This window comes from Paenibacillus sp. FSL H7-0357, assembly GCF_000758525.1.
Classification (GTDB): Bacteria; Bacillota; Bacilli; order Paenibacillales; family Paenibacillaceae; genus Paenibacillus_AQ.
Window position 1 is genome coordinate 5411807 of the sequence record NZ_CP009241.1, and the last position, 24603, is coordinate 5436409.

Consider the following 24603-nt stretch of genomic DNA (forward strand, 5'->3'; position numbering starts at 1 on the left):
TACCCCTACCCTACAATACAGACATAGAGAGAGTTAGGAGTGATCCAGGTGAAAGGTCATTATTATAAGCCTCATTGTAAATGCCCAGGGTTGCAGAAAAAGAAGTGTAAGTGTGGTGCCAAGTGGGCGTTTTTGCTAGACTTGGGGAAGAAACCGGACGGATCCCGGAACCAGAAGAAGCGCGGAGGATTTGACACCAAAGACGACGCAGAGGCCGCAGCAGCCATCATGATGGAGCAACACAAGACTAACACCCTGCCAGAAGATGTGGCCCGTAGAGAGGCTGAGGAACAGCGCAAACTTGAAGAGGAGAAAAAGGAAGAACAACGACTTAACATTAGCTTTGAAGATCTGGCCGAACAGTGGTACGAAGTATATAAGTCCACGGGAAAACGAAAACGAGTTAATACGCTTAAGAATAGAAGAAACGATAAAGTCAGACTTGTTGCATGCTTCGATAAACCAGCGCGCGAAATAACGCATGATGAATATCAGGATACCCTGATACAGTTGAAAGATGGCTCTCACGAAAAGCATAAAAGAAAATTTACTACAAATACTTTAAGCAACACACACGTGACTGCAAAGATGATATTCGAGTTTGGGATTAAGCATAAATTTTTAGAAGAAAACCCAGCTAAAGGCGCTCACGTACCTAAAGATTACCAAACAGTCGAAGAAATAGAATCCTGGGAAGACATACCTGATTTTTTGGAGCGTGACGAGCTTCTGATTTTCCTTGATACTGCCTACCTACATGGAAACCCATTAGACTATGAAATATTCACCACTTTAGCGTATACTGGTATTCGGATTGGTGAATTAGAAGCGCTTCAGGAACCTGCCTTTAATCCAGCATTAAATAAGATAAAAATTATAAAGAACTATATAAATTATAACAATTACACAAAGTTCGAATTGGGTCCTCCTAAGACAACCTCTTCTATTCGTGAATTAGATATTGACCCAGAGATCACAACCATGATGTTAGGATTAATCGAGCAACACAAGGTAATTAAATCCACCAACAGTTCACATCTTGACCAAGGATTTATATTCGGGCAGAAAGTAGGGAGGTATATTGGTTATCCGATTCCTGAAGGCATTATTAACCAAAGGATGAAACGCATATTGCGTATTTCCGGTTTAGACAAAGACCTGTCGCCCCATTCAATGCGGCATACATTCACGTCATTGATGGCAGAAGCAGGAGTTAGCCTGGAACAGGTAATGGAGATGTTGGGACATGCTGGCGATGAAATGACGAGACGAGTTTACCTACACACCACCAAGACGAAGAAAAAAGATGCAGTAGAAAAATACAGCAATTTGCTCCAAAATACGATCAATCGAGAGCAAAATGTTACCCAATTGTTACCCAAGCTTGTTTGAACCTTGATTTTGCTTGATTTATAAGCGTTTTATGACTTTCTAATAAAGTCGCATTTTTCGGTACACTATTACACAGGTTGAAGAACGAAAGGATAGATGGACGTGGCACAGTTGTTTTTCAAGTATGGAGCAATGAACAGCGGCAAATCCATTGAGATTCTCAAGGTAGCCCATAATTACGAGGAGCAGGGCAAGTCGGTGCTCATCTTCACTCCATCCCTGGACGATCGGGACGAGGTCGGGTATATTTCCTCCCGCATCGGACTGCGCAAGCAGGCCATAGCTATCGACGAGAGCACAGATATATACAGTATAGTCAGCAGCAATCTGCCGAAGCCCCACTGCGTGCTGATCGACGAATGCCAGTTTCTGACCAAGGACTGTATTCTCCAGCTTGTGCGTATTGTGGATGAGCTGAACATACCGGTAATGGCTTTTGGACTAAAAAATGATTTTCAGAACAACTTATTCGAAGGCAGTAAATATATGCTGATCTACGCGGATAAAATTGAAGAGATGAAGACGATCTGCTGGTTCTGTGAACGGAAAGCCACAATGGCGCTACGTGTAGAGAACGGCCAACCCGTATACAGCGGCAAGCAAATCCAGATCGGCGGCAATGAAGCTTATTATCCGGTCTGCCGCAAATGCCACAAGAATCCGCCCTTGTAAATATAAAAGCATTCCAGCCTCTTCATAAAGAGCCGGAATGCTTTTTTTGGTTTAGACCGAAGACGATTGTATCTCCTTCAGCGCTCTATGTTCGTCTTCCCTGCTCACAAACAGCTCGTGCTGCACTGCCACGTTCCCTCCATAATTTGCGCGGTTGGTTGCAGCCCGCATGCCTCCATTAATCTTGGAACGGTGGCGGATGCCCGCTGCGGTAAGACGGCTCTTCACCCGCAACTAATTCAAGTAACGCTCGTTCAACACATTCAAATGATGAAGTTCATGTCCGATAATGAGGCAGGCCTGTGCTCTGACCGACATTGCTGTCGAATGGAACATTCCTCTCCGGGTCCAGGCGTCTTCCGGCAGACTGTCCAGCAGAGCCAGCGTAGACTCGCGGACCAGTTTGTACTGGCTGACCAGTTCCTGAAGAGTGAAGCGGTCAAAATCACCTGCGCCCACATAATCATTTTCCTCGTACCCGGGCAGCGGTGCTTGTTCTCCTCTGGCAAAACAAAGCAAGCGGTAAGACATAATCCGGTCATTGTCGGTCAGGTGGCCAATCATCTGCTTAATGCTCCACTTCTCCGGTGCATAACGGTAGTTCCCCTGCTCTTCGCTTAAGGCTCCCAGCAAATCAAAAAAGCTTCCGGATTGCTCCCTCAGAATGGCTGCCAAATCTCCGTCAGCTGGCACTAGAGCGATATATCGCTCCTGAACCTCAAGATACTCATTTTTTTCCAGACGCTGATTCATCAAATAATACCTCTTCTCCAACAATATTAAGAAAAATTTGGTGAAAAGAACAAAATCTTATTGTTGTATTTTAGTTCATTAGGTATAATATTTGCAAGATTAAAGGTTGAGTTAATCTGACCTTCGGGAGTGTCGGTATGCTGGATTCTGTACTTTTTATTGTGTTTTCGGTACTCGAAAGTACCGCATTATTTTATCTGGCATTTAAGATATTTAAGATTGATCTTTATCCGAAGGAAATGGTTTTTGCTGGTTTAATTATGGCTTTCTTCTCTTATGTCATTCGGGTGAATAACGGTTTTGCAGGGATTGATGTATTTACCCAATACCTGCTTGTTTTTCTCTTTTTATGGCTGCTATTTCGAATTCATGTTTTTTATGCAGCTATTATGACAGGTATGTCCTACCAGCTCTACATGCTTATCCAATCTATACTATATTTGTTAATGAGCACTTCAGGAATTACAGATTTTAAACTTCACTCAATATCGATAGGAGTATATTTAATGCAGACGCTATCTGCCTTGACAGCATTCTCTATCGGACACTATATTGGGAGGAAAAGGAAAGGCTTTGATTTTGTTCCGGACAAGCCCGAAGAGAGAATCGTTTTAGGACATCAGGAAAAAGTCCTCTTTACATTAAGTCTACCTTCTATTCTTATTGTTTATTTAATGATTTATGTTTCTGAGAATTCCTCTCAGTTATTTATTCTCATCCCTCTCGCTTACGCTGTGCTTTTGTTCGGATATTTAGATTTTTCGATCAAGAAGAACCGTGGTGATGAATTTTGAACAGTTTGGCTATTAAAATTTCAGCCGCAATAAAGCGGGCCAATCCAGAGGAAACCTGTTCTGAAGAAATAATGCAGTATGCCTTGAATATTATTTTAAACACTCTTCTAACCATCACAGCTTCCCTTGTCATTGGCGGGTTGTTAAATAATTTCACTGAAACCTTGATTTTTTATATATGTTTTAGCATACTGCGCATATGTTCAGGCGGTTTTCATTTACGGACGGCGACTGCCTGCAATATTGTTACTACATTAATTTGTGTTCTCACCCCATTTCTTTTGAATTTCACTGGATCTTCACTTTGGATAATAAATGCTTTTAGTTTAATCATTATGTTTTTATTTGCCCCAAATCCGGATAAAAATGCCCAAATTCCGCTCAGATGGTTTCCCGGTCTGAAGATGGCTTCCATAGCACTTGTTGGTTTTAATTTTATTATTGGTTCGTCTGTCATCGGACTGGCTTTTCTGGTTCAGTCCTTAACAGTAATTCCATGGAAAGGGAGGTTGAAGTTATGAAGTCATACATTGCGAAACAAGCATCCTCAGCTCTTGAGGCTTCCGCACGATTCTTTGTCTCTGTTATGAAAATTGGTTTACACAGCCCTGAAGCACCAAAAGAATTGCGGAAGTAATTAAACAAGGATGGGGAAAACATGCGTGTCTTACAAAACGACGGCTCCTCCCTGGACATCCAGGAAGAAGAAATATTGTATTTTTCCAGCTACAAAAATGCAATATTCGTCCATACGAAAGAAGGCGAGTTTGTTCTCCCCACTACTCTTTCCGATCTATGGGTTGCTTATAAGGGTAAAGGATTTGAGCGTCTTGACCGCAGCAATGTCGTGAGTCTCAGCAATGTGGACAGTTATGATGCGGAGCGGAAGATCGTTCTTTTTAATCAAGGAGAACAATTTGCCACTGTATCTGAGTCCAATGAAGCCCGCCTCAAAAAACATTTAGCAGGACGCAAAAAAGACTCCTCGCAAGAAGAGAACAAAGACAGCAACAATAAGCAGTGATCCCGGTGCACATTAGCACTGGGATCGTTGCTTTTATTCAACATCCTTCGACCCAATCCTTCATTTTCCCATATCATTCATTTTTTGTAAAGGGGAATTCACGCTGTGAATACCAGGAGACGGATTTCTTTCCAAATGGTACCATTTAGATAGATTACTATAATTTAAGTCATTCTAAATAACCGATGGAGGAATCTAATGGATTATTACTTTCATCCTTCTCCGCGCCCCTCATCCCTTGAAATGTTATCTGACGAACAGTTATTGAACATCTATGAATTGGCGGTGGAGGCGAAGGCTTCGCCTGATTTTATTGAAATTATTAAAAATGTACTGAACGGGAGAAAATTAATGGACTCAGAGCACCTGGATGCTTGATGCTGCTATAATCTCAGCATATTATTACATAGTTTCTACTTTTTGGAATAGGCCTTGCCCGATAAACAGCAAAGAAGCCATCCTCACTTTAATGTGCAGGATGGCTTCTTTTATTGGGATGATTAATGATTAGATAAAGGAGAGTACTTCAGGACTACTCGATGAATTCTGTCTTGAAGACGTTGTCGAGCTTTCCGCCCAGTCTTTTTTTGAGAGGCACCTTGATATCCCGGCCCAGTTCTTTGAAGAAGGTTTCGATATCACACTTCACATTCTGTGCCATGGCGATTATGGTTCCGTCCCCCACGATATTCTGGTTCACTTCGAGAGGCACGTCCACTTCGATATCATATTTCTTAGTCAATGTTTTGATGTATCTCGCAAAGATCTCCAGCAGCTCTTCGTTGTTGAAATTTTCGATTGCCGCTTTTCCCTTGCTGGTAAATTTCATGTTAACTCTCATTTGAGATATCCCCTTTTCTGTGTAACCATTTTTGTTGTTGGTTTATGGATCAAGATGAATAGATGGCTGCAAGAAAGGGCAACATTATTCATTTTTGAAAACAATAGAACGGACGCACGCTCATTTAAACGCGCCCTTAACCTGCTGCACCTTAAATTGGGTAAACTCCTTAAGTGCCTGGATAACCTCGTCCTGCTCCTCATCCTTCAGCTCATAGATGCATTCCCGCAGCCACTCGCCGAAGATATAGGCCTGTCGGCCTTTTCGGGGCTGCTTACGGAGTGAATCCAGATTGCCTTCAAATTTGTCGTTGAGCACATCAGTAAGGTTATATTTCTCAATTTTTTCTATTACCATTCCTGCCCCATATTCCGTTTCATAAACGATGACCTCATCGGAATCAAACGAAACGTACGAAGTTTCTTTCCCTTCCTTGGACCGAAACTCCTTCAGCTTGTTAAATGCCGTCTCATATATATAATCCTGGGACTGATTAAGGACAGGCAGCTTGTAGCCCTGCTTAAGTGTCTTGATGTATTCAATATCCGGCATATAGTCGGCCAGATGATACATGCGGTTCTTAAGATCCGCTCCAAGCGCTTCAATGATCTTATCCAGGTTATCTTTGAGAGGAATACTTTCCCCGCGTTCAATCTTGCTGAGCTGAGAGTAACTGATGCCGCTCTTCTCTTCCAGTCCTCTTAAGGTCAACCCGCGTGCTTTTCTGAAGTGCCGGATAAAATCCCCCAGCTCATCAGGATAGTTATCGAAATCGTTCATGGGAGTCACCTCTACCTATATCATAACACAAGATAACACTTTGTGTTTCAATATAACAATTAATCCCTAAAATACTTGCTGCTTATTTAAGCATTATTCTCATTTTAGCGCCCTGCTTTACCGATAAAACATTTATATGGTAAATAATTCTTTGATTTGGAGGAAATACCCATGAATTCCATCCCCTCAATCTCAAGTAACGTTAACACTAATACCGCAAACCAAACCATTGCTTCCCCCCGTGGCAAGGAGATCCAAAGCTTATTAAGCCAAAAAAGCAAATTAAATGAAGAAATCAGCGCGGTTAAGGCCGATAAAGATTTGGACACGAAGATGAAGGCCGAACGGGTTCAGTCCCTGAGGACCTCAATCCAAAACATTGATGCCCAAATTGCCGAGCTCAAAGCCCAAGAAATGCAAGAAAAAGCTGAACGCAACCGGCCCGAGCAGCAGGACAGCAAACCAACGTCAACAGACAGCTCTGCAGCAGTGCTGGACGTTGTTTTAAAGCACAGCACGACTTATGACCGCCTGGGCAAGCTGGTGGGCCTGAGCAAGAAGCTGGAAGGCTCTATAGATCCGTTAAAGAGCGAATCCAAGATGGAGCACGACAGACTGGCTAACAACCCTACCAAAGATATCGGCAGATACGAAATGCTGGAGAATGCAGAATATACCGTCCTGCAGACCAAACGGGAACGGATACTGGATATCCGCTCTACCATACATAATGTCGATCAAAAAATTGGCGAGTTGGTTTCCGAGCTCAAAGAGGATAACTCCCGCTTGTCACAAGCAAACAAAGCCGTACCGGAAATTTCCGGACTTGAGGAAGATACGGACAGTGATAAGAAGGCTACCAAAGACAGCACTTCGAAAGATAAATCGCTCTCGGGAGACGAAAAAACTGTGGATGATGCTGGAGCTTCCGGGGCGGTAAAATCAATTGACGTACGGGTGTGAAGGCTTTCGAGGAGATTAACAAAAACCGCTATTCACTTCGATTGGTTAATCAAATGAATAGCGGTTCAGCTAGACTAAGATTTATTTCATTGAAGATTTCAACTAAAATTCTGATCAAAACATATATTAGTTTCACATTTAATTTTGTACCATTTACCACCATAGCCCTCGTTTTCTTGTACAATCAGTCTATTTCCGCATCGTAGGCAATTCTTTGTTACGCTGCTATCTAACTTATACTCTTTAACGTATTCTTCGGCATGTTCTACCTCTTTGATTTCTTGTCTAAGTGCCTGGTCACTGATGTCGAATTCTTTCATGTCTCCTCTACTAGCATGTATAGACCGGCCAAATGCACCAAACCCTCCAACCAATTCGTGATGATGCGTACTAATCCGTCCTCCACCTCTTTCAAACAACTTGATGATTGGCTCATATGTATCATGAAATTTAACAGCAATCGGGTCGCCGGCATCAAGCAGTATGCACCATTGAATATAATTGGAGCAAATCATTTTTAAAACCGTTAAATTTATCGGCTCAAGATTAGGACAAATTTTAAACAGATTATCAAAATCGAGAAGCTCTATTTCATTATTAATGATTTTCGCCATGCCTGCATAAATACTAACGCCTTCTATAGACATAAATTGTAATAAAACACCAACTCTACGATAGTATTCAGCGATAAGTGTAGCATCTGCAGTATATTCACCTTTGGACCTTACATCTTCATACCTTTTATTAGAGATATCTATATAATACTTAGCATCAATATTGTTAATTCGATTTACGGCTCTTGTATAATGAGTCTCCATAATAACTCCCCTATTTTGATCAGTTATTTTCTAAACGTTCGTTCATAATCCTCGAAACGGATCTTTCTAATTTGTTTACGGTCAGTTGTTCTAACAATGATTCCTTCTGATTTGCCTGTTGCCTCGATCCCTACTTGCGTATTTTCGAACCTTGTTAAGTAAGAATATGTACTCTCAAGAGAAGTTGGAAATTGGGAACCCTTGATGGTTTCCAGAAGTGGTGCGGACTGCAAATCCATGCGCTCTACAAATCTCTTCTTCTCAATCTCATTATAAAATGGCTGATTACCATGATCTCGCCACTCCGCAATTTTCTCCTGCGATAACTCTAGTAGTCTATCTAATTCATCCTTATCCAAGGAGAACACATCAAATACACGATACCCTTGAGTTCTTCTGTCAGAATAGTTCTTGGATGCTTTAGTTTTTCCTCCATAAGATTCCTGATAAATTACGGTTAATGCCCAGTCACCCTGTGAAAAGATATCTGCTGTTACTTTCTCTGCTAACGGTTTAAGGAATTCCGCAATGTTCCCGTAAGGATTACCGATTCTGTCTCCTTTTGCATATAACAATTCTTCTCTGGAACCAATCAGATAATCAACTTCGTTATAATCATTTTTAAATAGAATGATTCTTGAATTTTCACCATCTACTTTTTCGTAAACAAAAACATCGTCTGATTCTGAGAAGCCTTTGGACTCAGTTAATACATCATTCAAGCGACCCCGTTCACCTAATTGATGATAGGTAAGAATGCTTGGGTACTTTGTTAAAGAATTAAATTTCTTCAAATTCAAAATATAACTTCCTCTCTCAATGAAAGTATTTTTCAATTTCACGAACAACTTTAATGCGAAATGATTGAAGTTGGTTGTAAACAGTGTTACTCTATCAACGGTAAACTCAAAATCTATGATCTTCAATACATCTATTAATCGTCACTAATTTAGTTATAAAGAAAGGTAATACTATGATAAAAGTTGATAACTTATCCTTCTCATTTCCGCAAAAAGAACTATATAAAAATATTTCATTTACGTTAGAAGAGGCACAACATTGCGCTTTTATAGGAACAAGTGGCAGTGGGAAAAGTACACTGATAGATATACTGATGGATCCAGAAAGATATATTTTCGATGGCATGTTAGAGATGGACCCAACTTGCACAATTGGGTATGTAAGTCAGTTCTCCCAACTGGACAAATCTAAAGAAACAACAGTTTTTGAATATATTGGACAAGAATTTATTAAGATCCAAAATGAAATAAAATCTATTTGCACTGAAATGGAAACATCATCGGAGATTGATTCGTTACTAGAAAAGTATCAATTAGCTTTAGACGCATTTGATTCAATTGGCGGGGATGATTTTGAAAGCAATATTAATAAGAAACTAAATCTAGCAAACCTCATGAAGCTAAAAGATCTTAGGGTATCCGACCTGAGTGGCGGAGAATTCAAACTTATTCAAGTGATGAAGGAAATGCTTAGTAGTCCAGACTTAATGATTATGGACGAACCAGATGTATTTTTAGACTTTGAAAACCTAAATGCGCTTAAAAATCTTATTAATTCCCACAAAGGAATGCTGCTAGTTGTTACGCACAACCGATATCTATTGAATCATTGTTTCAACAAAATTATACACCTTGAAAACATGGAAATCCAAGAATTTAATGGGCGATATATTGATTATAACTTCTCATTACTTCAAACTAAAATTGAGTTACAAGAACTCACGGTCGCTGAGAATGAAGAAATTGAGAGAAACGAGAACATCATCAATAATCTTAGAGTTATCGCAACCTATAACTCAGAAGCATCTAGAGGGAGAGCTTTAAAAGCTAGAGTTAGGTTTCAAGAGAGATTGGAAGCGCGTAGAATTAAAGCGCCATTCGTAGATATTAAGCAACCGAATATCAGTTTAGGTATTGATAATGAAATTGAAGACAGCGTTGTTGTAAATGTCAATAATTATAGTGTTTCCTTTGATGAATTGCTTTTAGAAAATGTTAACTTTGAGATAAAATCTACGGATAAAGTAGCTCTTATCGGTTCAAACGGTACTGGGAAAACGACTTTACTCCGAGAAATCTTTAAAAATAATCATGATTCAATTGAAATAAACACTGATGTTAAAATGGCTTATTTATCTCAGCTTCAAAGCGAAATACTAAAGGATTCTAATACAATACTGGAAGAATTCATCGATGCCGGGTTTAAAACTAATGATGAGATAAGATCGTATATTTCAAACTATGGCTTTGAAGGAGAAATCGTTACTCAAAAGATAGAATCTTTATCTGGTGGAGAAAAAAACATGCTTCAATTGGCTAAAGTTTCTGCCAGGAAAGCAAACGTATTGCTTCTTGATGAACCGACAAGCCATCTAGACACCTATACACAAATAGCACTGGAGAAAGCCATTGAAGACTATAAAGGTGCGATTCTCATGATTTCTCATGATTTCTATTCTGTGGTAAATGGTATGGATTATGTTTTAATCATTGCCGATAAGACGATTAGAAAAATGAGTATGCGAAAATTCAGAAAGATGATTTATGCTAGTCATTTTGATAGAGACTATTTAGAAACTGAACAAAAGAAAAAATCAGTTGAAATGAAAATAGAATTGGCTTTAAAAGATACTGATTTTGAACTTGCAAAAGTATTGGTTGATGAGCTGGAAGAGCTGATTAAGTTGCTTTAAACTACAACCTTCTGGAATGAAATGATTACAACAAAAAAGACACTGATGAATAGGATCTCAGTGTCTTTTTACTGCATTCATTTCCGAATAGCTCTTGCCGCTAGAAAATCATAAAATCCCCTTACCACTCACGCTCACTGATCCTAACCCTTTCAAGAAACCTTATGTTCAATCCGCAGCTTGTCGGCTACCATGGCAATAAATTCTGAGTTAGTCGGCTTGGATTTGGAGATATTAATGGTATAGCCGAACAGGTGGGAGATGCTGTCGATGTTGCCACGGGTCCAGGCCACTTCAATGGCATGACGGATCGCGCGTTCTACGCGTGAAGGCGTGGTCTTGAATTTCTCGGCGATGGCCGGATAAAGTGTCTTGGTGATGGCACCGAGGATTTCGATATTGTTGTACACCATCGTAATGGCTTCACGTAAATATTGGTAACCCTTAATATGGGCCGGAACGCCGATTTCATGAATGATTGAGGTAATGTTGGCATCCAGATTTTTGCCTTTGGAGAGCGGCACAACATTGTTGTTACTTCTGGAGCCGGAATAATTGGACATGCTGGAGGAGGAGCTCATACTGCCTTGGGTACCAACAAGCTGACGCACACGATTGGCCAGTACCTCCATATCAAACGGCTTAAGAATATAATAGGACGCGCCAAGCTGCACAGCTCTTTGAGTGATGTTCTCCTGCCCAAAAGCAGTCAGCATAATGATCTTCGGTTGCGGATTCAAATCCATATCACGCAGGCGTTCCAGGACGCCAAGTCCATCTAAATGCGGCATAATGATATCAAGAATTAGCACATCCGGAACTTTACGTGCCCCGCTAAGCATTTGAAGCACTTCTTCACCATTATAGGCAATGCCCGTCACGGTCATGTCTTCCTGTTCCGTAATGTATTCGGCAAGCAAGTTCGTAAACTCTCTGTTATCATCGGCCAACAACACTTCAATATTCTGCACTGGCTGCTTCCTCCTTATTAATAACTGCTATTCGAAAATAACATTTATCTTGTCTCCCTTACATTTTCGACATGCAGTTTGAATATCCTTCTGTCGAAAATTATTTTTCTTTATTTTTTTTCGGCATTGGATTATAATTAAATATTTTGTTTCATGTTTCGATCTTTCTCGCTTAGCTTCGACAAAAAAATCTTAAGGCTAAACCGCCTTAAGATTGTAGGGAGTAATATTGCTCTGCTGAGCCACACCAGAGTCTTTCAGCATCCATTCGATGAAGCAGCCATACCCTGACTTCGGGTCATTAACGAATACATGGGTCACTGCGCCGATTAAACGGCCATTCTGCACAATCGGACTGCCGCTCATGCCTTGAACGATTCCTCCGGTTTTGTCAATCAGACGGGGATCGGTAATGCGCAGCACCAGACCTTTGGTTGCCGGGGTCTGCTGATGGGCAACATGGATGATCTCTACATTGAATCGCTCGACCTGCTGTCCGTCAACCACTGTAAGAATTTGCGCGGGCCCTTCCTTGACTTCACTGCTCATGGCAATCGGTATCGGCTGCTTATACAGGCTGTGCTCCGGATTGCGGGTCATTTTGCCAAAGATCCCGAAGTCCGTATTGCTTTGAACATTGCCAAGCACTTGGCTTTCTTTTAGAAATACAGCACGTTTCTCGCCGGGATCACCGTCCTGGCTCTTGGAGATTGAGGTCACACTGGACTGGACGATGTGACCGCTGCCGACGACAATCGGTGTTCCGGTATTCATGTCCGTAATGACATGGCCCAGAGCGCCATATACGCCCTGCTCAGGAGCATAGAACGTTAAGGTGCCGACACCGGCTGCTGAATCGCGGATGTACAGCCCCAATCTCCACACCTTGTCATTACGGTCATAAGCAGGCTTCAGCTTCGCCGTATGTTCTTTCCCGTCGCGTTTGTACACGATGGTCAGCGGCTCATTTGCCATTCCTGCACGTTCCACAAGCTTGGCTACCTTAGATACCTCGTCCAGCTTGTTCCCGTCAATCGAGATCATCAGATCACCCGGTACCAGACCGCTGTTCTCTCCTGGTGAAAGCTTGGACTGCTCAGATACTTCAATAAGATGATGGCCCACAACCAGAACACCTGCTGACTTCACTTTGACGCCAATCGTCTGGCCTCCAGGGATGACTTTCAGCTCCCCGTCAATTCCTTGTACCGGCTTGTCAGGCGGAATATCCAGCGGTGATGCATAGGCCTGGAGTGATCCCGTCATTCCTGACATGCTGAGAAAGAAGGCAAATAAAAGGCCGGGCATTAACTTCCTGAGGTTCGGCTTCAATGGCTGTCACGCTCCCTTTTGCTTCTTTCGCTTGACGAAAAAGGTGGTCGCCAATTGCGTACCTATAAGATAACCCTGCCCCCAGGCTTTTATTACTGTCAATCATTGTCCCGCTTACCCTAAAGCTGCTTTGCTGGCCTCGGCCAGACCAAGCATCTCCTGTGCGTGATGCAATGTTTTTTCGGTAATTTCCACACCGCCCAGCATCCGGGCCAGCTCCATCACCCGGCCTTCCGCTGAGAGGGACTCCACTTCGGTCATCGTGCGTCCGTCCTCGACTTTTTTGCGAATTAAATACTGATGATCGGCCATGCAGGCCACCTGCGGTAAATGCGTAATTGAAAACACCTGGCAAGAAGATGACAACCTGAACAGCTTATCCGCTATGGACTGGGCGGCCCGGCCGCTGACACCGGTATCCACTTCATCAAAGATAAGAACCGGAATCGCATCGGTCCGCGCGAATATGCTTTTCATCGCCAGCATAATCCGCGACAGCTCCCCGCCTGAGGCAATCTTGCCCAGCGGTCTCAGCGGTTCTCCCGGGTTCGGGGAGATCATAAATTCGGCGCTGTCGATTCCCTGTCGGGTCAGACGGTAACGCCGCCCCTGATATTCGATACCCCGGGGGTCCTCCAGAGGTTCCAGCTTGACCTGCAGCGAGGTCCGTTCCATCTGCAGATCCTTCAGTTCACCTTCAACCTGGGTAGACAGATCCACCGCACACTGGCTGCGCGCGACGCTGAGCTTCCCGGCTGCCTCCATCAGAACGTTCAGCAATCCATCGCGCTTCACGGTGAGCTTCTCTATATATTCGTCTTTATTCTCCAGAAGGTCGGTTTCCCGCTCAATCTGCTCATAATAAGCCAGAATCTGCTCTACACTTTCCCCGTATTTGCGCCGCAGACCGGTAATCTGATCCAGACGGTTTTCAATTTCCTCCAGCCGGACCGGATTGAACTCGATTTCCTCACGATAGTCACGCAGCTGGAACGCAGCATCCTCAAGCTGATAATAAGAAGACTGCAGCTGATCAAGCACTGCCCGGAGACCCTTTTCATCATATCGTACCGCGTCCTCCAGCTTCGAGATCACGTTACCAATTGATTCCAATCCCTGCCTGTCATACAGCAGCTCGTATGCGCCGGATACGGAATCCATCATTTTCTCGCTGTGGGATAGTTTGACCCTTTCTTCAGCAAGTAATTCATCTTCTCCGGGTTTTAATCCTGCAGAAGAAATTTCCTCTAATTGAAAGCGGTACAAATCGAGCATTTGGTAAGCTTTTTGGCTTGATTCCTGCAGCTCCCGCAGTTCTTTCTCTACTTTGGCAAAAGCGGAATATTTCTCTTGATAATCAGCCTTAAGAGGGCCGATCACGGCATCTCCGTATGTATCCAGCAATCCCAGGTGACGATCTGCCTTCAGCAGGTTCTGGTGCTCATGCTGCCCGTGAATATTGACCAGCTGTTCGCCGATCTCACGCAGCATGCTGAGATTCACCATTTGCCCGTTGACCCGCGAAGTGCTTTTGCCAAGGGAGGTGATTTCACGGCGGATAACCAGATGCTCCTCCCGGTCGGCTCCGATGCCAAGACGATCTAGGGTTTCCCATACCGGATGGCTGGCGGGTAAGCTGAATAACGCTTCCATTTCTGCCTTCTCACAGCCGTAGCGGATCGAATCCGCTGATCCGCGTCCGCCTGCAATAAGTCCAAGCGCATCTATAATAATCGATTTACCTGCCCCGGTTTCCCCTGTAAGCACATGAAAACCGGGATAAAAATGCACATCTACCGCTTCAACAACGGCAAGATTGCGGATCGACAAGGTTTCTAACACGAATACAACACCTCCGAAAAGATGATCACTGAGTTTTTTAAATTAAGAGATATAACCCATAATTTGCGAAATAACATCTTTGCTGTCCTCCGGCTGACGGCAAATAATCAGAATAGTGTCGTCACCGGAAATGGTGCCCATAATTTGCGGCCAGTCAATATTGTCGATCAGAGCCGCTACTGAATTGGCAGTACCCGGAAGACATTTCATCACCACGAGGTTGGCGGAGAAATCAATATGAACAAAGTTGTCCACCAGCACGCGCTTCAGCTTCTGAATCGGGTTGTAGCGCTGGTCGGTCGGAAGAGAATATTTGTATCTGCCGTCATCCATGGGAACCTTGATCAGCAGCAGTTCCTTGATGTCACGCGATACCGTAGCCTGAGTGACCTGGAAACCGGCGCCGCGCAGTGCCTCTACCAGATCATCCTGCGTTTCAATATCCCTCTGTGTAATAATTTCACGTATCTTAATATGCCTGTGTCCCTTCATTATTGCCTCCCGTATTTAAAAAATGAACTTTAATTCGATTCCCCATCATCTTTGCCAAGTTTGATGAGATGTATGGCCGAAGCAGACGTGTTAACATACAGAACACCGCTGCATTCGGGATAAATCAGCAGATAAGGCAGCAGGGTATCCCTAAGGCCGCTGCCGGTAAACTCCAGCCCTTTGCGCGGGCGGGATAAAATCACCAGGTAAAAATTGTCCTCTTCTTTACTGGCAACGTAGTCAATGAACAGCCTGCTGTACATCGGAGACCCGTCCACCTGAAAGGATAACGGAATCTTCAGTTTGCCACCAATCACCTCATATCCAGCCGCCTCCAGCAGATCTATGGCAGGATGGGGAAGAATGTCTTTATTGAGGGGCAGCCGGTCCTTGATGAACGAACGCGGAGAGCTCTGCAGCCATATAAATATCCGGTAAATCAGGAAGATCGATACCGCCACTCCAATGAGTATCATAACCGCTTTATCAGAGCTCGCCAAAGCAATCACCTCGGTGATTTATTCGCTTGAGGATCGCTGAAATCCTGCTTGTCGTACTTAGCCGTGGTTATTTGTTGCTGAACTAGCAAAAGAAACTCATCGTTTCTTCGATGAGTTTCCAGTGGTATTGGCAGTAAATGTCGCCGCCGCTTCCTTAATTACGGCATCAGCAAGCTCTGCAAACGAAGTCCCCGGGTCCGCTGCCGATGCTGTTTCCACAGCTTCCGGCAGCAGCTTCCAATGGGCCAGAAATTCGATATTTCCTTCTCCGCCAGTAATCGGTGAGAATGTCAGACCTTCCAGCCGGTAGCCCAGCCCTGAAGCCATGGTCAGCACATTCACCAGCACCTCTTTATGAACGGCCGGATCACGCACCACTCCTGATTTGCCTACCTTTTCACGGCCAGCCTCGAACTGCGGCTTGATGAGTGCGGCGATGTCCGCAGGGCGGTTAACCAGCGCTTTGAGCGGCGGGAGAATGATTTTGAGCGAGATAAAAGAGACATCTATGCTTGCAAAATCAGGCACCGGCCCGATCAGATCAGGTGGCGTCATGTAGCGGAAGTTGGTCCGTTCCATCACGCTGACCCGCTCATCATTGCGCAGACCCCAATCCAGCTGGTTATAACCGACATCAATCGCATAGACATGGCTTGCACCATTCTGCAGCGCGCAATCGGTGAACCCTCCGGTAGAAGCGCCAATATCCAGCATGATTCTCCCGGTCAGTTCGATTCCAAACTGGCGGAGCGCCTTCTCCAGCTTCAGTCCCCCGCGGCTGACATAAGGATGCACAGCTCCCTTAACCTTCAGGGTTGCACCGCGCGATACCTTCATGCCCGCCTTCTCGATCCGTTCTTCATCCGCAAGCACCAGGCCAGCCATAATGGCAGCCTTGGCCTTCTCGCGGCTTTCATAAAAGCCTTGTTCAACTAACAGTACATCTATACGTTCTTTAGGGTGTTCCATGTTCATCTCCCGATCATTGGGCTCCCAAGTTCAGCTTCCTTCATTCAGGAAGTAGAAGTCGTCTTGTAAGTATATTTGCTTAAAGCCTTCATTGTCTTAATGCGTGCGCACAGCGCTTCCACGGTAAGTCCCGTCTCCTGGCGCTGCTCTTTAATCGAGCCGTGTTCAATAAACAGATCCGGCACACCCATTAAGTGAACGCGGGCATCATAAATTTCATGTTCGGCATAAAATTCAAGCACAGCACTGCCCAGAGAACCGGCCTGGCTGGCTTCCTCCAGCACTACCATGCTGGTTGCGGCATGGGCAAGCTCAAGCAGCATAGAGTTGTCGAGCGGTTTCAGGAACCGGGCATTCACAACACCTACCTGGATGCCTTCACGCTTCAGAATCTCTGCCGCTTCCTCTGCAACCTGGACCATCGGTCCGCAGGCAAGCACCGCATAATCGTCACCCGGGCGCAGACGCTCCCAAGAGCCGATAGGCAGGCTGCGCAGCTCGGCGTCCAGTTGAACTCCGGTTCCGTCAATCCGCGGATAACGGTAGGCAATCGGACCGTCATTGTACTCCAGCGCCGTCTTCATCATATGGCGCAGCTCATTCTCATCCTTCGGCATCATCATGACCAGATTCGGAATATGGCGCATAAAGGCGATGTCATACACCCCTTGATGCGTCTCACCGTCAGCGCCGACGAAGCCGGCGCGGTCAATCGCGAACATTACGTTGGCGTTATGCCGGCAGATATCGTGAACGATCTGATCGTACGCCCGCTGCATAAAGGTCGAATACACGGCAAATACCGGTTTCATGCCTTCCATTGCAAGTGCCGCACAGAGTGTCGCCGCATGCTGCTCGGCGATCCCGACATCAATCATCCGATCCGGAAACTCCTTGGCAAACGGGAATAAACCCGAACCCCCAGGCATCGCCGGGGTAACGGCAATGAGGCGTTTATCCTCATGACCGAGTTCAATCAGTGTCTGCCCGAATACTTCAGTGTACATCGGATTGCCCACAGCCTTTAGGGACTGTCCGGACTCAATCTTGTAAGGAGAAATGGCATGCGATTTATAGTAATCGGTTTCAGCCGGTTTATAACCTTTGCCCTTAGTGGTCAGCACATGCACCAGAACAGGTCCTGACACATTATCCGCCTGATGGAAGGTATCAATCAGCTTCTCCAGATCATGCCCGTCTACCGGTCCAAGATAGGTAAAGCCCAGTTCTTCAAACAGCACTCCGGGAACCATCATATATTTAAGACTGTCCTTGATCTTCTCAACGGTCTTGGCCAGCTTGCCGCCGATCGCCGGAATCTTCTTCAGTGATCTTTCAACTTCATCTTTGGCCCGCAGGTAGTGGCGGTCGGAACGGATTTTGCTCAAATAATTGTGCATCGCCCCGACGTTGGGAGCAATGGACATTTCGTTGTCGTTCAGTATGACCATCAGCTTGCGTTTCTCATGACCGATATGGTTCAAGGCTTCAAAAGCCATCCCGCCGGTGAGCGCGCCATCGCCGATTACAGCAATTACCTTGTTGTCTTCGCCCTTCAAATCGCGGGCCATAGCCATGCCCATCGCAGCTGACAAAGAGGTGCTGCTGTGCCCGGCTTCCCATACGTCATGCTCGCTTTCAGAACGCTTTACAAAGCCGCATAGCCCATCACGTTTGCGCAGCGTATCAAACCGGTCCTGGCGGCCGGTCAGTATCTTATGCACATAAGCCTGATGCCCTACGTCATATATCATTTTGTCCCGGGGACTGTCATAGCAATAGTGCAAAGCCAGTGTAAGCTCCACTACCCCCAGGTTGGATCCGAGGTGCCCGCCGGTTACAGTAAGCTTCTCGATCAGAAACCGGCGGATTTCCTCCGCAAGGGTAGCCAGCTCCTCGGTTGACAAGGATTTAAGTTGCTCCGGATCATTTATTTGTGGAAGCAGCACGAGTATTCCCCGCTTTCCTAGATGTTGTAAAATATATAAAACCCATTATAACACAAACGAAACGGCTGTCGTAACACAGCCGCTCCCTAAATTTTTCTAATGATCGCGAGCCATTAAATACCCCGCGATTTCAAGCAGCCGTGTATTGTCGGCAAATCCGCCCTCAAGCACCGCGCTCCGGGCAGCGTCCGTTAGGCGTTTCACCTCTTCGCGCGAGGATTCCAGCCCGATGAAATACGGGTAGGTCACCTTTTGCTGCTTGATGTCGCTGCCTGTTTTTTTGCCGAGTTTGCCTTCGTCGCCGACCAGATCCAGAATATCATCCTGCACCTGAAAAGCCAGACCGATATGGGTGCCGAACTCACGGAGCGCCTCCAGCTGCTTCTTATCGGCTCCGGCGATCCGTCCGCCCGCCAGCAGCGAGAAAACGATAAGATCGCCAGTCTTATGAAGATGGATGTACTGCAGCTGTTTCAGATCGGTCAGCCCCTGCTCACCCTCCATATCGGCAACCTGGCCGCCGACCATGCCGCGGGGACCGGCCATTTCGGCCAGGTCCTCTACGATGGACAGCACCTGCTCCGCAGGAATGCCATGGCGGCGGGAAGCCTGTACCACGCTGTAGAACGCATGCGTCAAAAGCGCATCGCCGGCCAAAATTGCCGTCGCTTCACCGAATACTTTGTGATTCGTCAATTTGCCGCGCCGGTAATCATCATTATCCATGGCGGGCAAATCGTCGTGAATCAGCGAATACGTATGCACCATCTCAATGGCCGCTGCTACCGGCAGAGCCGCCTCGCGGCTGCCTCCCAGCGCTTCACAGGCAGCGATGACGAGCAGCGGGCGGAGGCGCTTGCCTCCGGCCTGCAGCGAATAGTCCATCGCTTCCTTCAAATGGACGGGGACCGTCCAGGCTGCCGGAAGCGTCCGCTCCATCTCAGCTCCAACCAGTTCGCAGACTTCGGCAATGTAATCCTTCAGCGGCGGTTGCTGGGCCTTACCGGCAGTGCCTGTCTCCAAGTCATGCTCAAAGCGGCTCATCGGCATCCCCTTCCAGGCGGGCACCGAACGGTTTTTTGCGCAGCTCCCCATCCTCCAGGGTAATCATCTCAATCTTGCGTTCCACTTGTTCCAGCTTGCTGCCGCACAGCTGCGAGAGCTTCATGCCCTGCTGAAATAAATCTATAGCTTTCTCCAGGGGAACGTCGCCGTGCTCAAGCTCACGTACGATTTCCTCCAGCCGCTCCATAGCTCCTTCAAAATCCAGTTCCGCTTCCTTCGTCATCGTCTTTGCCATCCTCCTTCATTCCCCATACCTGGCAGCTTAGCTGTCCGTCACTGAGCTTTATATTCACCACATCGCCAAGCTCGACTTCCTTAAGCGATTTGATTAAATGCTGTTCCTGTTCGTCGTAGACGAGGCTGTAGCCCCGCGACATAACCTTGAGCGGGCTGAGCGCATCCAGATGGCGCAGCTCGGACACATACCGCGAGCGCTTGTCCTGCAGGCGCGCCTGCATGGCCCCCGCCAGCTGGCGGGTCATGCTCTCCGCCTGCTGGCGGGCAGCGCTGACACTGCCCAGCGGATGGAACCGCTGCAGGCTGTGGTGCAGCACCGCCTGGCGCTCACGCGCACGGCGGTTCCGGGTCTCCGCTGCGCGCGTGAGCGCCGTGCGGAGCATATCCAGCCGCTGCGCGTGCTGGGCCAGCTGGCGGCGCGGGCCGACCAGCGCCAGCGAGCGCTGCAGCGAAGCCAGGCGCTCGCCGCCGCGCTGGGAGCGGCGCAGCAGGCCCTGGCGCAGCCGCTGCTCTGCCGTGCGCAGCTGCGCGGCCAGTTCGGCCGCACTCGGCACGGCCAGCTCTGCGGCGGCCGTAGGCGTCGCCGCCCGCAGATCGGCGGCGAAATCGGCGATCGTAAAGTCGGTCTCGTGGCCGACGGCCGAGATGACCGGAATGCTTGACGCCGCGATAGCCCGGGCGACAGCTTCTTCGTTGAAGGCCCATAGCTCCTCCAGTGAGCCGCCGCCCCGGCCGACGATCAGCACGTCAGCCTCTCCCATGTCATTTAAGGTTTCGATGGCCTTCACAATGGAAGGGCCTGCACCTTTGCCCTGGACAAGCACGGGATAGAGCACAATTGCCACCTGCGGAAAACGCCGCTGCAGCGTAATCACAATATCCCTGACCGCCGCGCCTGTAGGAGAAGTCACGACCCCGATACAGCGCGGGAACCGCGGCAGCGGCCGTTTGCGCGCTGCCGCGAACAGCCCCTCCTGCTCCAGCTTGCGCTTGAGCTGCTCGTAAGCCATGTACAGACTGCCGATCCCGTCAGGCTGCATATGCGTAGCATAGAACTGATACTGCCCGTCCCGTTCATACACGGTTACATTGCCTCTGGCAATAACCTTGGTGCCTTCCTTCGGGACAAAGGGCAGGCGCTGGTTATGCGAAGCGAACATTATCGCCTTGATCCGGCTGCTCTCATCCTTCAGCGTGAAATACATATGTCCGCTGCCGTGATGGGTGAAATTCGAGATTTCTCCGCGAATCCACACATCGGACAGCAGGTTGTCGGAATCGAGCTTCATGCGGATGTAACGGTTAAGATCCTTTATCGAGTAGACTTGCCGTTCTGCCGCCATGAGCCCTGACCTATTCCAGGCCGCGGCGGCGTTTGGCCGCTATCAGCGTGTTGCTCATCAGCATGGTGATTGTCATTGGCCCCACTCCACCCGGTACTGGTGTAATGTATCCGGCAACTTCCTTGGCGCTCTCATAATCGACATCACCGGCAAGCTTGCCGTTATCCAGACGGTTCATCCCGACGTCAATCACAACCGCACCGGGCTTGACATAAGATCCGTCAATAAAGTTGGCCCGGCCGATGGCTACCACCAAAATGTCTGCCTGGCGGCTAAGCTCAGCGATGTTCGCGGTGCGCGAATGGCACATTGTTACCGTTGCGTTCTCACGCTGCAGCAGCAGTGAGACCGGTTTGCCGACGATATTGCTGCGCCCGATGACTACAGCATGTTTGCCTGACAATTCAGTGCCGGTACGTTTAATCAGCTCGATGACTCCGGCAGGCGTACAAGGAAGCAGACTGTCATCGCCGATGACCAAATTGCCGACATTGATAGGATGGAAGCCGTCAACATCTTTCTCCACGGAAATGGCGTCAATGACCGCCTTCTCCTCAATATGCTTCGGAAGCGGCAGCTGAACCAGAATTCCGTCAATATCATCACGGCTGTTCAGCTCTGCCACCAGCTTCAGAAGCTCTTCCTCGGAAGTGGAGGCATCCAGCCTGTGGACTTCCGAATGGAAGCCAAGCTGGGTGCTGGATTTCTCTTTATTGCGGACATACACCTGAGAAGCCGCATCTTCACCGACAAGAACGACAGCAAGACCGGGCTTCACGCCGCGTTCGGCCAGTCCGGTAACCTCCCGGGCAATGTCGATACGAATTTCGTCGGATACCTGTTTACCGCTGATGATTGCTGCTGTCATGTAAGTCTCTCCCCTTTTGTCTGATTAAGATGTAAATAGAATACTTTAAAGGTCTGCTTTGAGCGTATCAATCTCCTGAATCATCTTGCCGAGTACGCCATTGACGAACTTGCCGGAATCGTCCGTACCGAAGTGCTTAGCCAGATCAATCGCCTCATTGACGGCAACCTTAGCCGGCACATCATTGGCAAATACCATTTCGAACGTGGCCAGGCGCAGAATCTGCCGGTCCACCCGCGACAGGCGGCTCATCTGCCAGCCTTTAAGATAATGCTCAAGCATATCGTCGATCGCAACCTTATGCTCCCATACGCCATTCACGTGCATAACGACATACGCCTTCAATTCAATTTCGTCTGTGATGACACGTTCAGTCTCATTCTCTTCCGAAGCTTCCTCAATCAGCATCTCCACGGCTTCCGCACTGTCTACGTCATTCATTTCCATCTGGTACAGGCTTTGGACAATAATCTCTCTCGCTAAACGTCTTTTCATGTGTTTCCTCCTACAATCTGATCTCGCATTTTATGTTACACTGCCATGTTTCCACACCAGTCTGTCGCGTTGCATTTCGTACAATTATTTTAAGCTAAATCAAGCAAATTCTATCCCTAATTGTATTTCGTACAATTAAAAATCAAAAAAAGTTCTTTTCCGTGTTTACTTCTGTATTTAATTGTACGAAATACAGTTAAAAAAACTTTTAAGACCAATACTGCAATTTTAAATGCACAAAATGCAATTAAACAAGCGCAAAACTTCATTTTACATTAGTTAAATAAGCCTGTGGCCTAATCTCAACTACTAGCCAGAGCTAATTGAGCTTACTGCTGCGGGCAAATCCCACAATGTTCCAGCCGATTACCGCCAAAAAAACCGCACAGCCCTTCTTCCGGCAAAACAGGCAACTCTAACGAACGGGTTCCAGCTCCGGGAGAAAGACTATAGCGGTTCACTTGAAGGGACGCCAGCGTCCGGACAGCCGCGCTACGAGTTCCTGCCACTGAAACAGGGGACCCTGTGCGGTATCCTTTCTTTTGCCGAACGTATATCCGATGAACACTACCAGTGCAAAGAACAGCATATCCCAAAAACCGCTAATCAAATAAATCAATCCGAGAACGATGCCGAAGGTGACTCCGGCAATTCTACCCCCGTGACTTTCCCATACTTCTCTCCAGAACATAGGGAAACTCACCTCTATTCCACTCGACTTTTGAAGCTTGGAGACTGAGTAAGGTTGGCAATATATACAGAAACGTCAGCAACCGGAATCCCGGTCGTTTCCTGCACGAATTCATGCACCTGGCGCTGCACTTCTGTTGTAAGCAGCGGAAGGGAATGCTCGCCGTCCACCACTGCACGGATCATAATTTCAAGACCGGCCTGTGAAACGCGAATGCGCGATTTCAAATCCCTGATCCCTTTTACTTTACCGGCAGCCTTGAGGCTCAGATTCTCAATGGTCTCTATAGAGATCTGAATATCCCCATACTCCGTGCGCTGATCCACCGAAGGCATCGAGGCGCGGTCCCGGCGCAAAGAAATGTAGAAGAAACGGATGCTGAGCAAGAACAGGATAACAGCCACGGCAATTACGGTTATATACGCTGCAGGGTCATCTGGAATCTCCAGCGTATCCGGAATAGCGCCGCTTAAGAGGAGGATGGCAATTACTGATAATATTCCGATACTTAAGCTGTACAGAAACAGCAGAAGTCTGTCCAAAATTTTTGCCACGAGTCACATAACCTCCTTAAATTAGAGTAAACCCTCGACGGTGCTGTCGGGGGTTTATGGAAGAACGCAGGCCCTTATTTCACGCGGAGAACCGCATCTGTATCTTCACTCTTGTCTGCAGTGTTGTTGTTTCTGAACTGCACATCATGAATATGCACATTCACTTCCACAACGGTCAGACCTGTCATTGTCTCAATGGAACGTTTCACGTTGCGCTGAATTTCTGCAGCCACTTCAGGGAGACGGTTGCCGTACTCAATAATGACGGACACATCTACAGCCGCCTCACGTTGGCCAACCTCTACCTTAACGCCCTTGGACAGGTTCTTGCGTCCGAGAAGCTCCACGATTCCTCCGGCAAAGCCGCCGCTCATGCCAGCCACACCTTTAACTTCTACGGTTGCCAAACCTGCGATAACCTCGATCACTTCAGGAGCGATCTGGATCTCACCGATCTCCGTACGTTCGAATTCTGTCGGCAATGTACTCATTTTGGACTTCACACCTTTCAATCAAAAAGTTGTTCACAATTTCAAGCGCCAAGC

Annotated in this window: 30 protein-coding genes; 9 read left to right on the forward strand and 21 right to left on the reverse strand. The window is 46.8% G+C overall.

Annotated features, from left to right (window positions below):
* The first annotated feature begins 48 nt into the window (after positions 1 to 48).
* Both H70357_RS23910 and H70357_RS23915 read left to right on the forward strand, forming a co-directional pair.
* On the forward strand, positions 49 to 1392 hold the full coding sequence (locus H70357_RS23910; protein WP_052092219.1) for a tyrosine-type recombinase/integrase: 1344 nt from the start codon (positions 49 to 51) through the stop codon (positions 1390 to 1392).
* A gap of 102 nt (positions 1393 to 1494) precedes the next feature.
* Positions 1495 to 2064, forward strand: coding sequence for a thymidine kinase (locus H70357_RS23915; protein ID WP_038594905.1), 570 nt, complete (start codon positions 1495 to 1497; stop codon positions 2062 to 2064).
* A gap of 51 nt (positions 2065 to 2115) precedes the next feature.
* Here the strand turns inward: H70357_RS23915 and H70357_RS23920 are convergent, their stop codons facing one another.
* Both H70357_RS23920 and H70357_RS23925 read right to left on the reverse strand, forming a co-directional pair.
* Positions 2116 to 2292: a hypothetical protein gene (locus H70357_RS23920; RefSeq protein WP_156130935.1), complete on the reverse strand. Its 177-nt coding sequence runs from the start codon at positions 2290 to 2292 to the stop codon at positions 2116 to 2118.
* Positions 2293 to 2298: 6 nt separating this feature from the next.
* The gene (locus H70357_RS23925) at positions 2299 to 2817 is read right to left on the reverse strand and encodes a DinB family protein (RefSeq protein ID WP_038594907.1); all 519 of its coding nucleotides are present in this window, start codon (positions 2815 to 2817) and stop codon (positions 2299 to 2301) included.
* Positions 2818 to 2954: 137 nt separating this feature from the next.
* On the opposite strand from H70357_RS23925, the gene H70357_RS23930 reads away from it, so the two are divergent.
* The 5 genes from H70357_RS23930 (at position 2955) to H70357_RS23945 (ending at position 5013) form a co-directional block, all read left to right on the forward strand.
* On the forward strand, positions 2955 to 3611 hold the full coding sequence (locus H70357_RS23930; RefSeq protein ID WP_038594908.1) for a hypothetical protein: 657 nt from the start codon (positions 2955 to 2957) through the stop codon (positions 3609 to 3611).
* Complete coding sequence (locus tag H70357_RS23935) at positions 3608 to 4132, forward strand: accessory gene regulator ArgB-like protein (protein ID WP_038594909.1); 525 nt, start codon at positions 3608 to 3610, stop codon at positions 4130 to 4132. The genes H70357_RS23930 and H70357_RS23935 overlap by 4 nt, the downstream gene beginning before the upstream one ends.
* Positions 4129 to 4248 (forward strand): cyclic lactone autoinducer peptide, encoded by a 120-nt coding sequence (locus H70357_RS36045; protein WP_156130936.1) that lies wholly within the window; start codon positions 4129 to 4131, stop codon positions 4246 to 4248. The genes H70357_RS23935 and H70357_RS36045 overlap by 4 nt, the downstream gene beginning before the upstream one ends.
* A 21-nt stretch (positions 4249 to 4269) precedes the next feature.
* Positions 4270 to 4635, forward strand: a complete 366-nt coding sequence (locus tag H70357_RS23940; RefSeq protein WP_038594910.1) for a LytTR family DNA-binding domain-containing protein — start codon at positions 4270 to 4272, stop codon at positions 4633 to 4635.
* Positions 4636 to 4833: 198 nt separating this feature from the next.
* Entirely contained in the window at positions 4834 to 5013 is a 180-nt protein-coding gene (locus tag H70357_RS23945) for a sporulation histidine kinase inhibitor Sda (RefSeq protein ID WP_038594911.1), read from the forward strand.
* Positions 5014 to 5167: 154 nt separating this feature from the next.
* Here the strand turns inward: H70357_RS23945 and H70357_RS23950 are convergent, their stop codons facing one another.
* Positions 5168 to 5476: a hypothetical protein gene (locus H70357_RS23950; RefSeq protein WP_038594912.1), complete on the reverse strand. Its 309-nt coding sequence runs from the start codon at positions 5474 to 5476 to the stop codon at positions 5168 to 5170.
* 120 nt (positions 5477 to 5596) lie between these two features.
* Positions 5597 to 6256: a helix-turn-helix domain-containing protein gene (locus H70357_RS23955; protein WP_038594913.1), complete on the reverse strand. Its 660-nt coding sequence runs from the start codon at positions 6254 to 6256 to the stop codon at positions 5597 to 5599.
* Between the two features lie 171 nt (positions 6257 to 6427).
* On the opposite strand from H70357_RS23955, the gene H70357_RS23960 reads away from it, so the two are divergent.
* Complete coding sequence (locus H70357_RS23960) at positions 6428 to 7219, forward strand: FlxA-like family protein (RefSeq protein WP_038594914.1); 792 nt, start codon at positions 6428 to 6430, stop codon at positions 7217 to 7219.
* 98 nt (positions 7220 to 7317) lie between these two features.
* On the opposite strand, the gene H70357_RS23965 is transcribed toward H70357_RS23960, so the two are convergent.
* Both H70357_RS23965 and H70357_RS23970 read right to left on the reverse strand, forming a co-directional pair.
* Positions 7318 to 8037 (reverse strand): hypothetical protein, encoded by a 720-nt coding sequence (locus H70357_RS23965; RefSeq protein ID WP_038594915.1) that lies wholly within the window; start codon positions 8035 to 8037, stop codon positions 7318 to 7320.
* Positions 8038 to 8060: 23 nt separating this feature from the next.
* On the reverse strand, positions 8061 to 8837 hold the full coding sequence (locus tag H70357_RS23970; RefSeq protein WP_038594916.1) for an RNA ligase family protein: 777 nt from the start codon (positions 8835 to 8837) through the stop codon (positions 8061 to 8063).
* A gap of 173 nt (positions 8838 to 9010) precedes the next feature.
* Between H70357_RS23970 and H70357_RS23975 the strand changes: the two genes are divergently transcribed.
* Positions 9011 to 10750 carry an ATP-binding cassette domain-containing protein gene (locus H70357_RS23975; RefSeq protein ID WP_038594917.1) on the forward strand — a complete coding sequence of 580 codons (1740 nt, stop codon included), beginning with the start codon at positions 9011 to 9013 and terminating at the stop codon, positions 10748 to 10750.
* A 152-nt stretch (positions 10751 to 10902) separates the two neighbouring features.
* Here the strand turns inward: H70357_RS23975 and spo0A are convergent, their stop codons facing one another.
* The 15 genes from spo0A to H70357_RS24050 all read right to left on the reverse strand — a co-directional run bounded on the left by spo0A (position 10903) and on the right by H70357_RS24050 (position 24549).
* Positions 10903 to 11721, reverse strand: a complete 819-nt coding sequence (gene spo0A / locus H70357_RS23980) for a sporulation transcription factor Spo0A (protein ID WP_038594918.1) — start codon at positions 11719 to 11721, stop codon at positions 10903 to 10905.
* A 198-nt stretch (positions 11722 to 11919) separates the two neighbouring features.
* Entirely contained in the window at positions 11920 to 12996 is a 1077-nt protein-coding gene (gene spoIVB / locus H70357_RS23985) for a SpoIVB peptidase (protein WP_331281772.1), read from the reverse strand.
* Positions 12997 to 13167: 171 nt separating this feature from the next.
* On the reverse strand, positions 13168 to 14895 hold the full coding sequence (gene recN / locus H70357_RS23990; RefSeq protein ID WP_038594920.1) for a DNA repair protein RecN: 1728 nt from the start codon (positions 14893 to 14895) through the stop codon (positions 13168 to 13170).
* 42 nt (positions 14896 to 14937) lie between these two features.
* Positions 14938 to 15387, reverse strand: coding sequence for a transcriptional regulator AhrC/ArgR (ahrC, locus tag H70357_RS23995; protein ID WP_038594921.1), 450 nt, complete (start codon positions 15385 to 15387; stop codon positions 14938 to 14940).
* 29 nt (positions 15388 to 15416) lie between these two features.
* Entirely contained in the window at positions 15417 to 15887 is a 471-nt protein-coding gene (locus tag H70357_RS24000; protein WP_231578311.1) for a hypothetical protein, read from the reverse strand.
* 96 nt (positions 15888 to 15983) lie between these two features.
* Entirely contained in the window at positions 15984 to 16856 is an 873-nt protein-coding gene (locus H70357_RS24005; protein WP_038594922.1) for a TlyA family RNA methyltransferase, read from the reverse strand.
* A 44-nt stretch (positions 16857 to 16900) separates the two neighbouring features.
* Positions 16901 to 18805 (reverse strand): 1-deoxy-D-xylulose-5-phosphate synthase, encoded by a 1905-nt coding sequence (dxs, locus tag H70357_RS24010; RefSeq protein ID WP_038594923.1) that lies wholly within the window; start codon positions 18803 to 18805, stop codon positions 16901 to 16903.
* A 96-nt stretch (positions 18806 to 18901) separates the two neighbouring features.
* A complete protein-coding gene (locus tag H70357_RS24015; protein WP_052092220.1) occupies positions 18902 to 19849 on the reverse strand; it encodes a polyprenyl synthetase family protein in 948 nt (315 codons plus the stop codon).
* Positions 19836 to 20093, reverse strand: a complete 258-nt coding sequence (gene xseB / locus H70357_RS24020) for an exodeoxyribonuclease VII small subunit (protein WP_038594924.1) — start codon at positions 20091 to 20093, stop codon at positions 19836 to 19838. Before xseB ends, H70357_RS24015 begins: the two co-directional genes overlap by 14 nt.
* Positions 20065 to 21450 (reverse strand): exodeoxyribonuclease VII large subunit, encoded by a 1386-nt coding sequence (gene xseA, locus H70357_RS24025; protein ID WP_038594925.1) that lies wholly within the window; start codon positions 21448 to 21450, stop codon positions 20065 to 20067. The genes xseB and xseA overlap by 29 nt, the downstream gene beginning before the upstream one ends.
* Positions 21451 to 21460: 10 nt before the next feature.
* Positions 21461 to 22318, reverse strand: coding sequence for a bifunctional methylenetetrahydrofolate dehydrogenase/methenyltetrahydrofolate cyclohydrolase FolD (gene folD, locus H70357_RS24030; RefSeq protein ID WP_038594926.1), 858 nt, complete (start codon positions 22316 to 22318; stop codon positions 21461 to 21463).
* A 45-nt stretch (positions 22319 to 22363) separates the two neighbouring features.
* Complete coding sequence (gene nusB / locus H70357_RS24035) at positions 22364 to 22813, reverse strand: transcription antitermination factor NusB (RefSeq protein WP_038594927.1); 450 nt, start codon at positions 22811 to 22813, stop codon at positions 22364 to 22366.
* 457 nt (positions 22814 to 23270) lie between these two features.
* Positions 23271 to 23504, reverse strand: coding sequence for a DUF2273 domain-containing protein (locus H70357_RS24040; RefSeq protein WP_038594928.1), 234 nt, complete (start codon positions 23502 to 23504; stop codon positions 23271 to 23273).
* A 14-nt stretch (positions 23505 to 23518) separates the two neighbouring features.
* The gene (gene amaP / locus H70357_RS24045; RefSeq protein ID WP_038594929.1) at positions 23519 to 24058 is read right to left on the reverse strand and encodes an alkaline shock response membrane anchor protein AmaP; all 540 of its coding nucleotides are present in this window, start codon (positions 24056 to 24058) and stop codon (positions 23519 to 23521) included.
* Positions 24059 to 24132: 74 nt separating this feature from the next.
* Positions 24133 to 24549 carry an Asp23/Gls24 family envelope stress response protein gene (locus H70357_RS24050; RefSeq protein ID WP_038594930.1) on the reverse strand — a complete coding sequence of 139 codons (417 nt, stop codon included), beginning with the start codon at positions 24547 to 24549 and terminating at the stop codon, positions 24133 to 24135.
* Between the last annotated feature and the right edge of the window lie 54 nt (positions 24550 to 24603).

What these genes read in the sequence shown, in the direction of transcription:
- H70357_RS23925 (WP_038594907.1), bottom strand. Translation starts at nt 2,817, where the DNA reads ATGAATCAGCGTCTGGAAAAAAATGAGTATCTTGAGGTTCAGGAGCGA.
- H70357_RS23930 (WP_038594908.1), top strand. Translation starts at nt 2,955, where the DNA reads ATGCTGGATTCTGTACTTTTTATTGTGTTTTCGGTACTCGAAAGTACC.
- H70357_RS36045 (WP_156130936.1), top strand. Translation starts at nt 4,129, where the DNA reads ATGAAGTCATACATTGCGAAACAAGCATCCTCAGCTCTTGAGGCTTCC.
- H70357_RS23940 (WP_038594910.1), top strand. Translation starts at nt 4,270, where the DNA reads ATGCGTGTCTTACAAAACGACGGCTCCTCCCTGGACATCCAGGAAGAA.
- H70357_RS23945 (WP_038594911.1), top strand. Translation starts at nt 4,834, where the DNA reads ATGGATTATTACTTTCATCCTTCTCCGCGCCCCTCATCCCTTGAAATG.
- H70357_RS23950 (WP_038594912.1), bottom strand. Translation starts at nt 5,476, where the DNA reads ATGAGAGTTAACATGAAATTTACCAGCAAGGGAAAAGCGGCAATCGAA.
- H70357_RS23955 (WP_038594913.1), bottom strand. Translation starts at nt 6,256, where the DNA reads ATGAACGATTTCGATAACTATCCTGATGAGCTGGGGGATTTTATCCGG.
- H70357_RS23960 (WP_038594914.1), top strand. Translation starts at nt 6,428, where the DNA reads ATGAATTCCATCCCCTCAATCTCAAGTAACGTTAACACTAATACCGCA.
- H70357_RS23965 (WP_038594915.1), bottom strand. Translation starts at nt 8,037, where the DNA reads ATGGAGACTCATTATACAAGAGCCGTAAATCGAATTAACAATATTGAT.
- H70357_RS23975 (WP_038594917.1), top strand. Translation starts at nt 9,011, where the DNA reads ATGATAAAAGTTGATAACTTATCCTTCTCATTTCCGCAAAAAGAACTA.
- spoIVB (WP_331281772.1), bottom strand. Translation starts at nt 12,996, where the DNA reads ATGTCAGGAATGACGGGATCACTCCAGGCCTATGCATCACCGCTGGAT.
- ahrC (WP_038594921.1), bottom strand. Translation starts at nt 15,387, where the DNA reads ATGAAGGGACACAGGCATATTAAGATACGTGAAATTATTACACAGAGG.
- H70357_RS24005 (WP_038594922.1), bottom strand. Translation starts at nt 16,856, where the DNA reads ATGGAACACCCTAAAGAACGTATAGATGTACTGTTAGTTGAACAAGGC.
- H70357_RS24015 (WP_052092220.1), bottom strand. Translation starts at nt 19,849, where the DNA reads ATGAGCCGCTTTGAGCATGACTTGGAGACAGGCACTGCCGGTAAGGCC.
- xseB (WP_038594924.1), bottom strand. Translation starts at nt 20,093, where the DNA reads ATGACGAAGGAAGCGGAACTGGATTTTGAAGGAGCTATGGAGCGGCTG.
- xseA (WP_038594925.1), bottom strand. Translation starts at nt 21,450, where the DNA reads ATGGCGGCAGAACGGCAAGTCTACTCGATAAAGGATCTTAACCGTTAC.
- folD (WP_038594926.1), bottom strand. Translation starts at nt 22,318, where the DNA reads ATGACAGCAGCAATCATCAGCGGTAAACAGGTATCCGACGAAATTCGT.
- nusB (WP_038594927.1), bottom strand. Translation starts at nt 22,813, where the DNA reads ATGAAAAGACGTTTAGCGAGAGAGATTATTGTCCAAAGCCTGTACCAG.
- H70357_RS24040 (WP_038594928.1), bottom strand. Translation starts at nt 23,504, where the DNA reads ATGTTCTGGAGAGAAGTATGGGAAAGTCACGGGGGTAGAATTGCCGGA.
- H70357_RS24050 (WP_038594930.1), bottom strand. Translation starts at nt 24,549, where the DNA reads ATGAGTACATTGCCGACAGAATTCGAACGTACGGAGATCGGTGAGATC.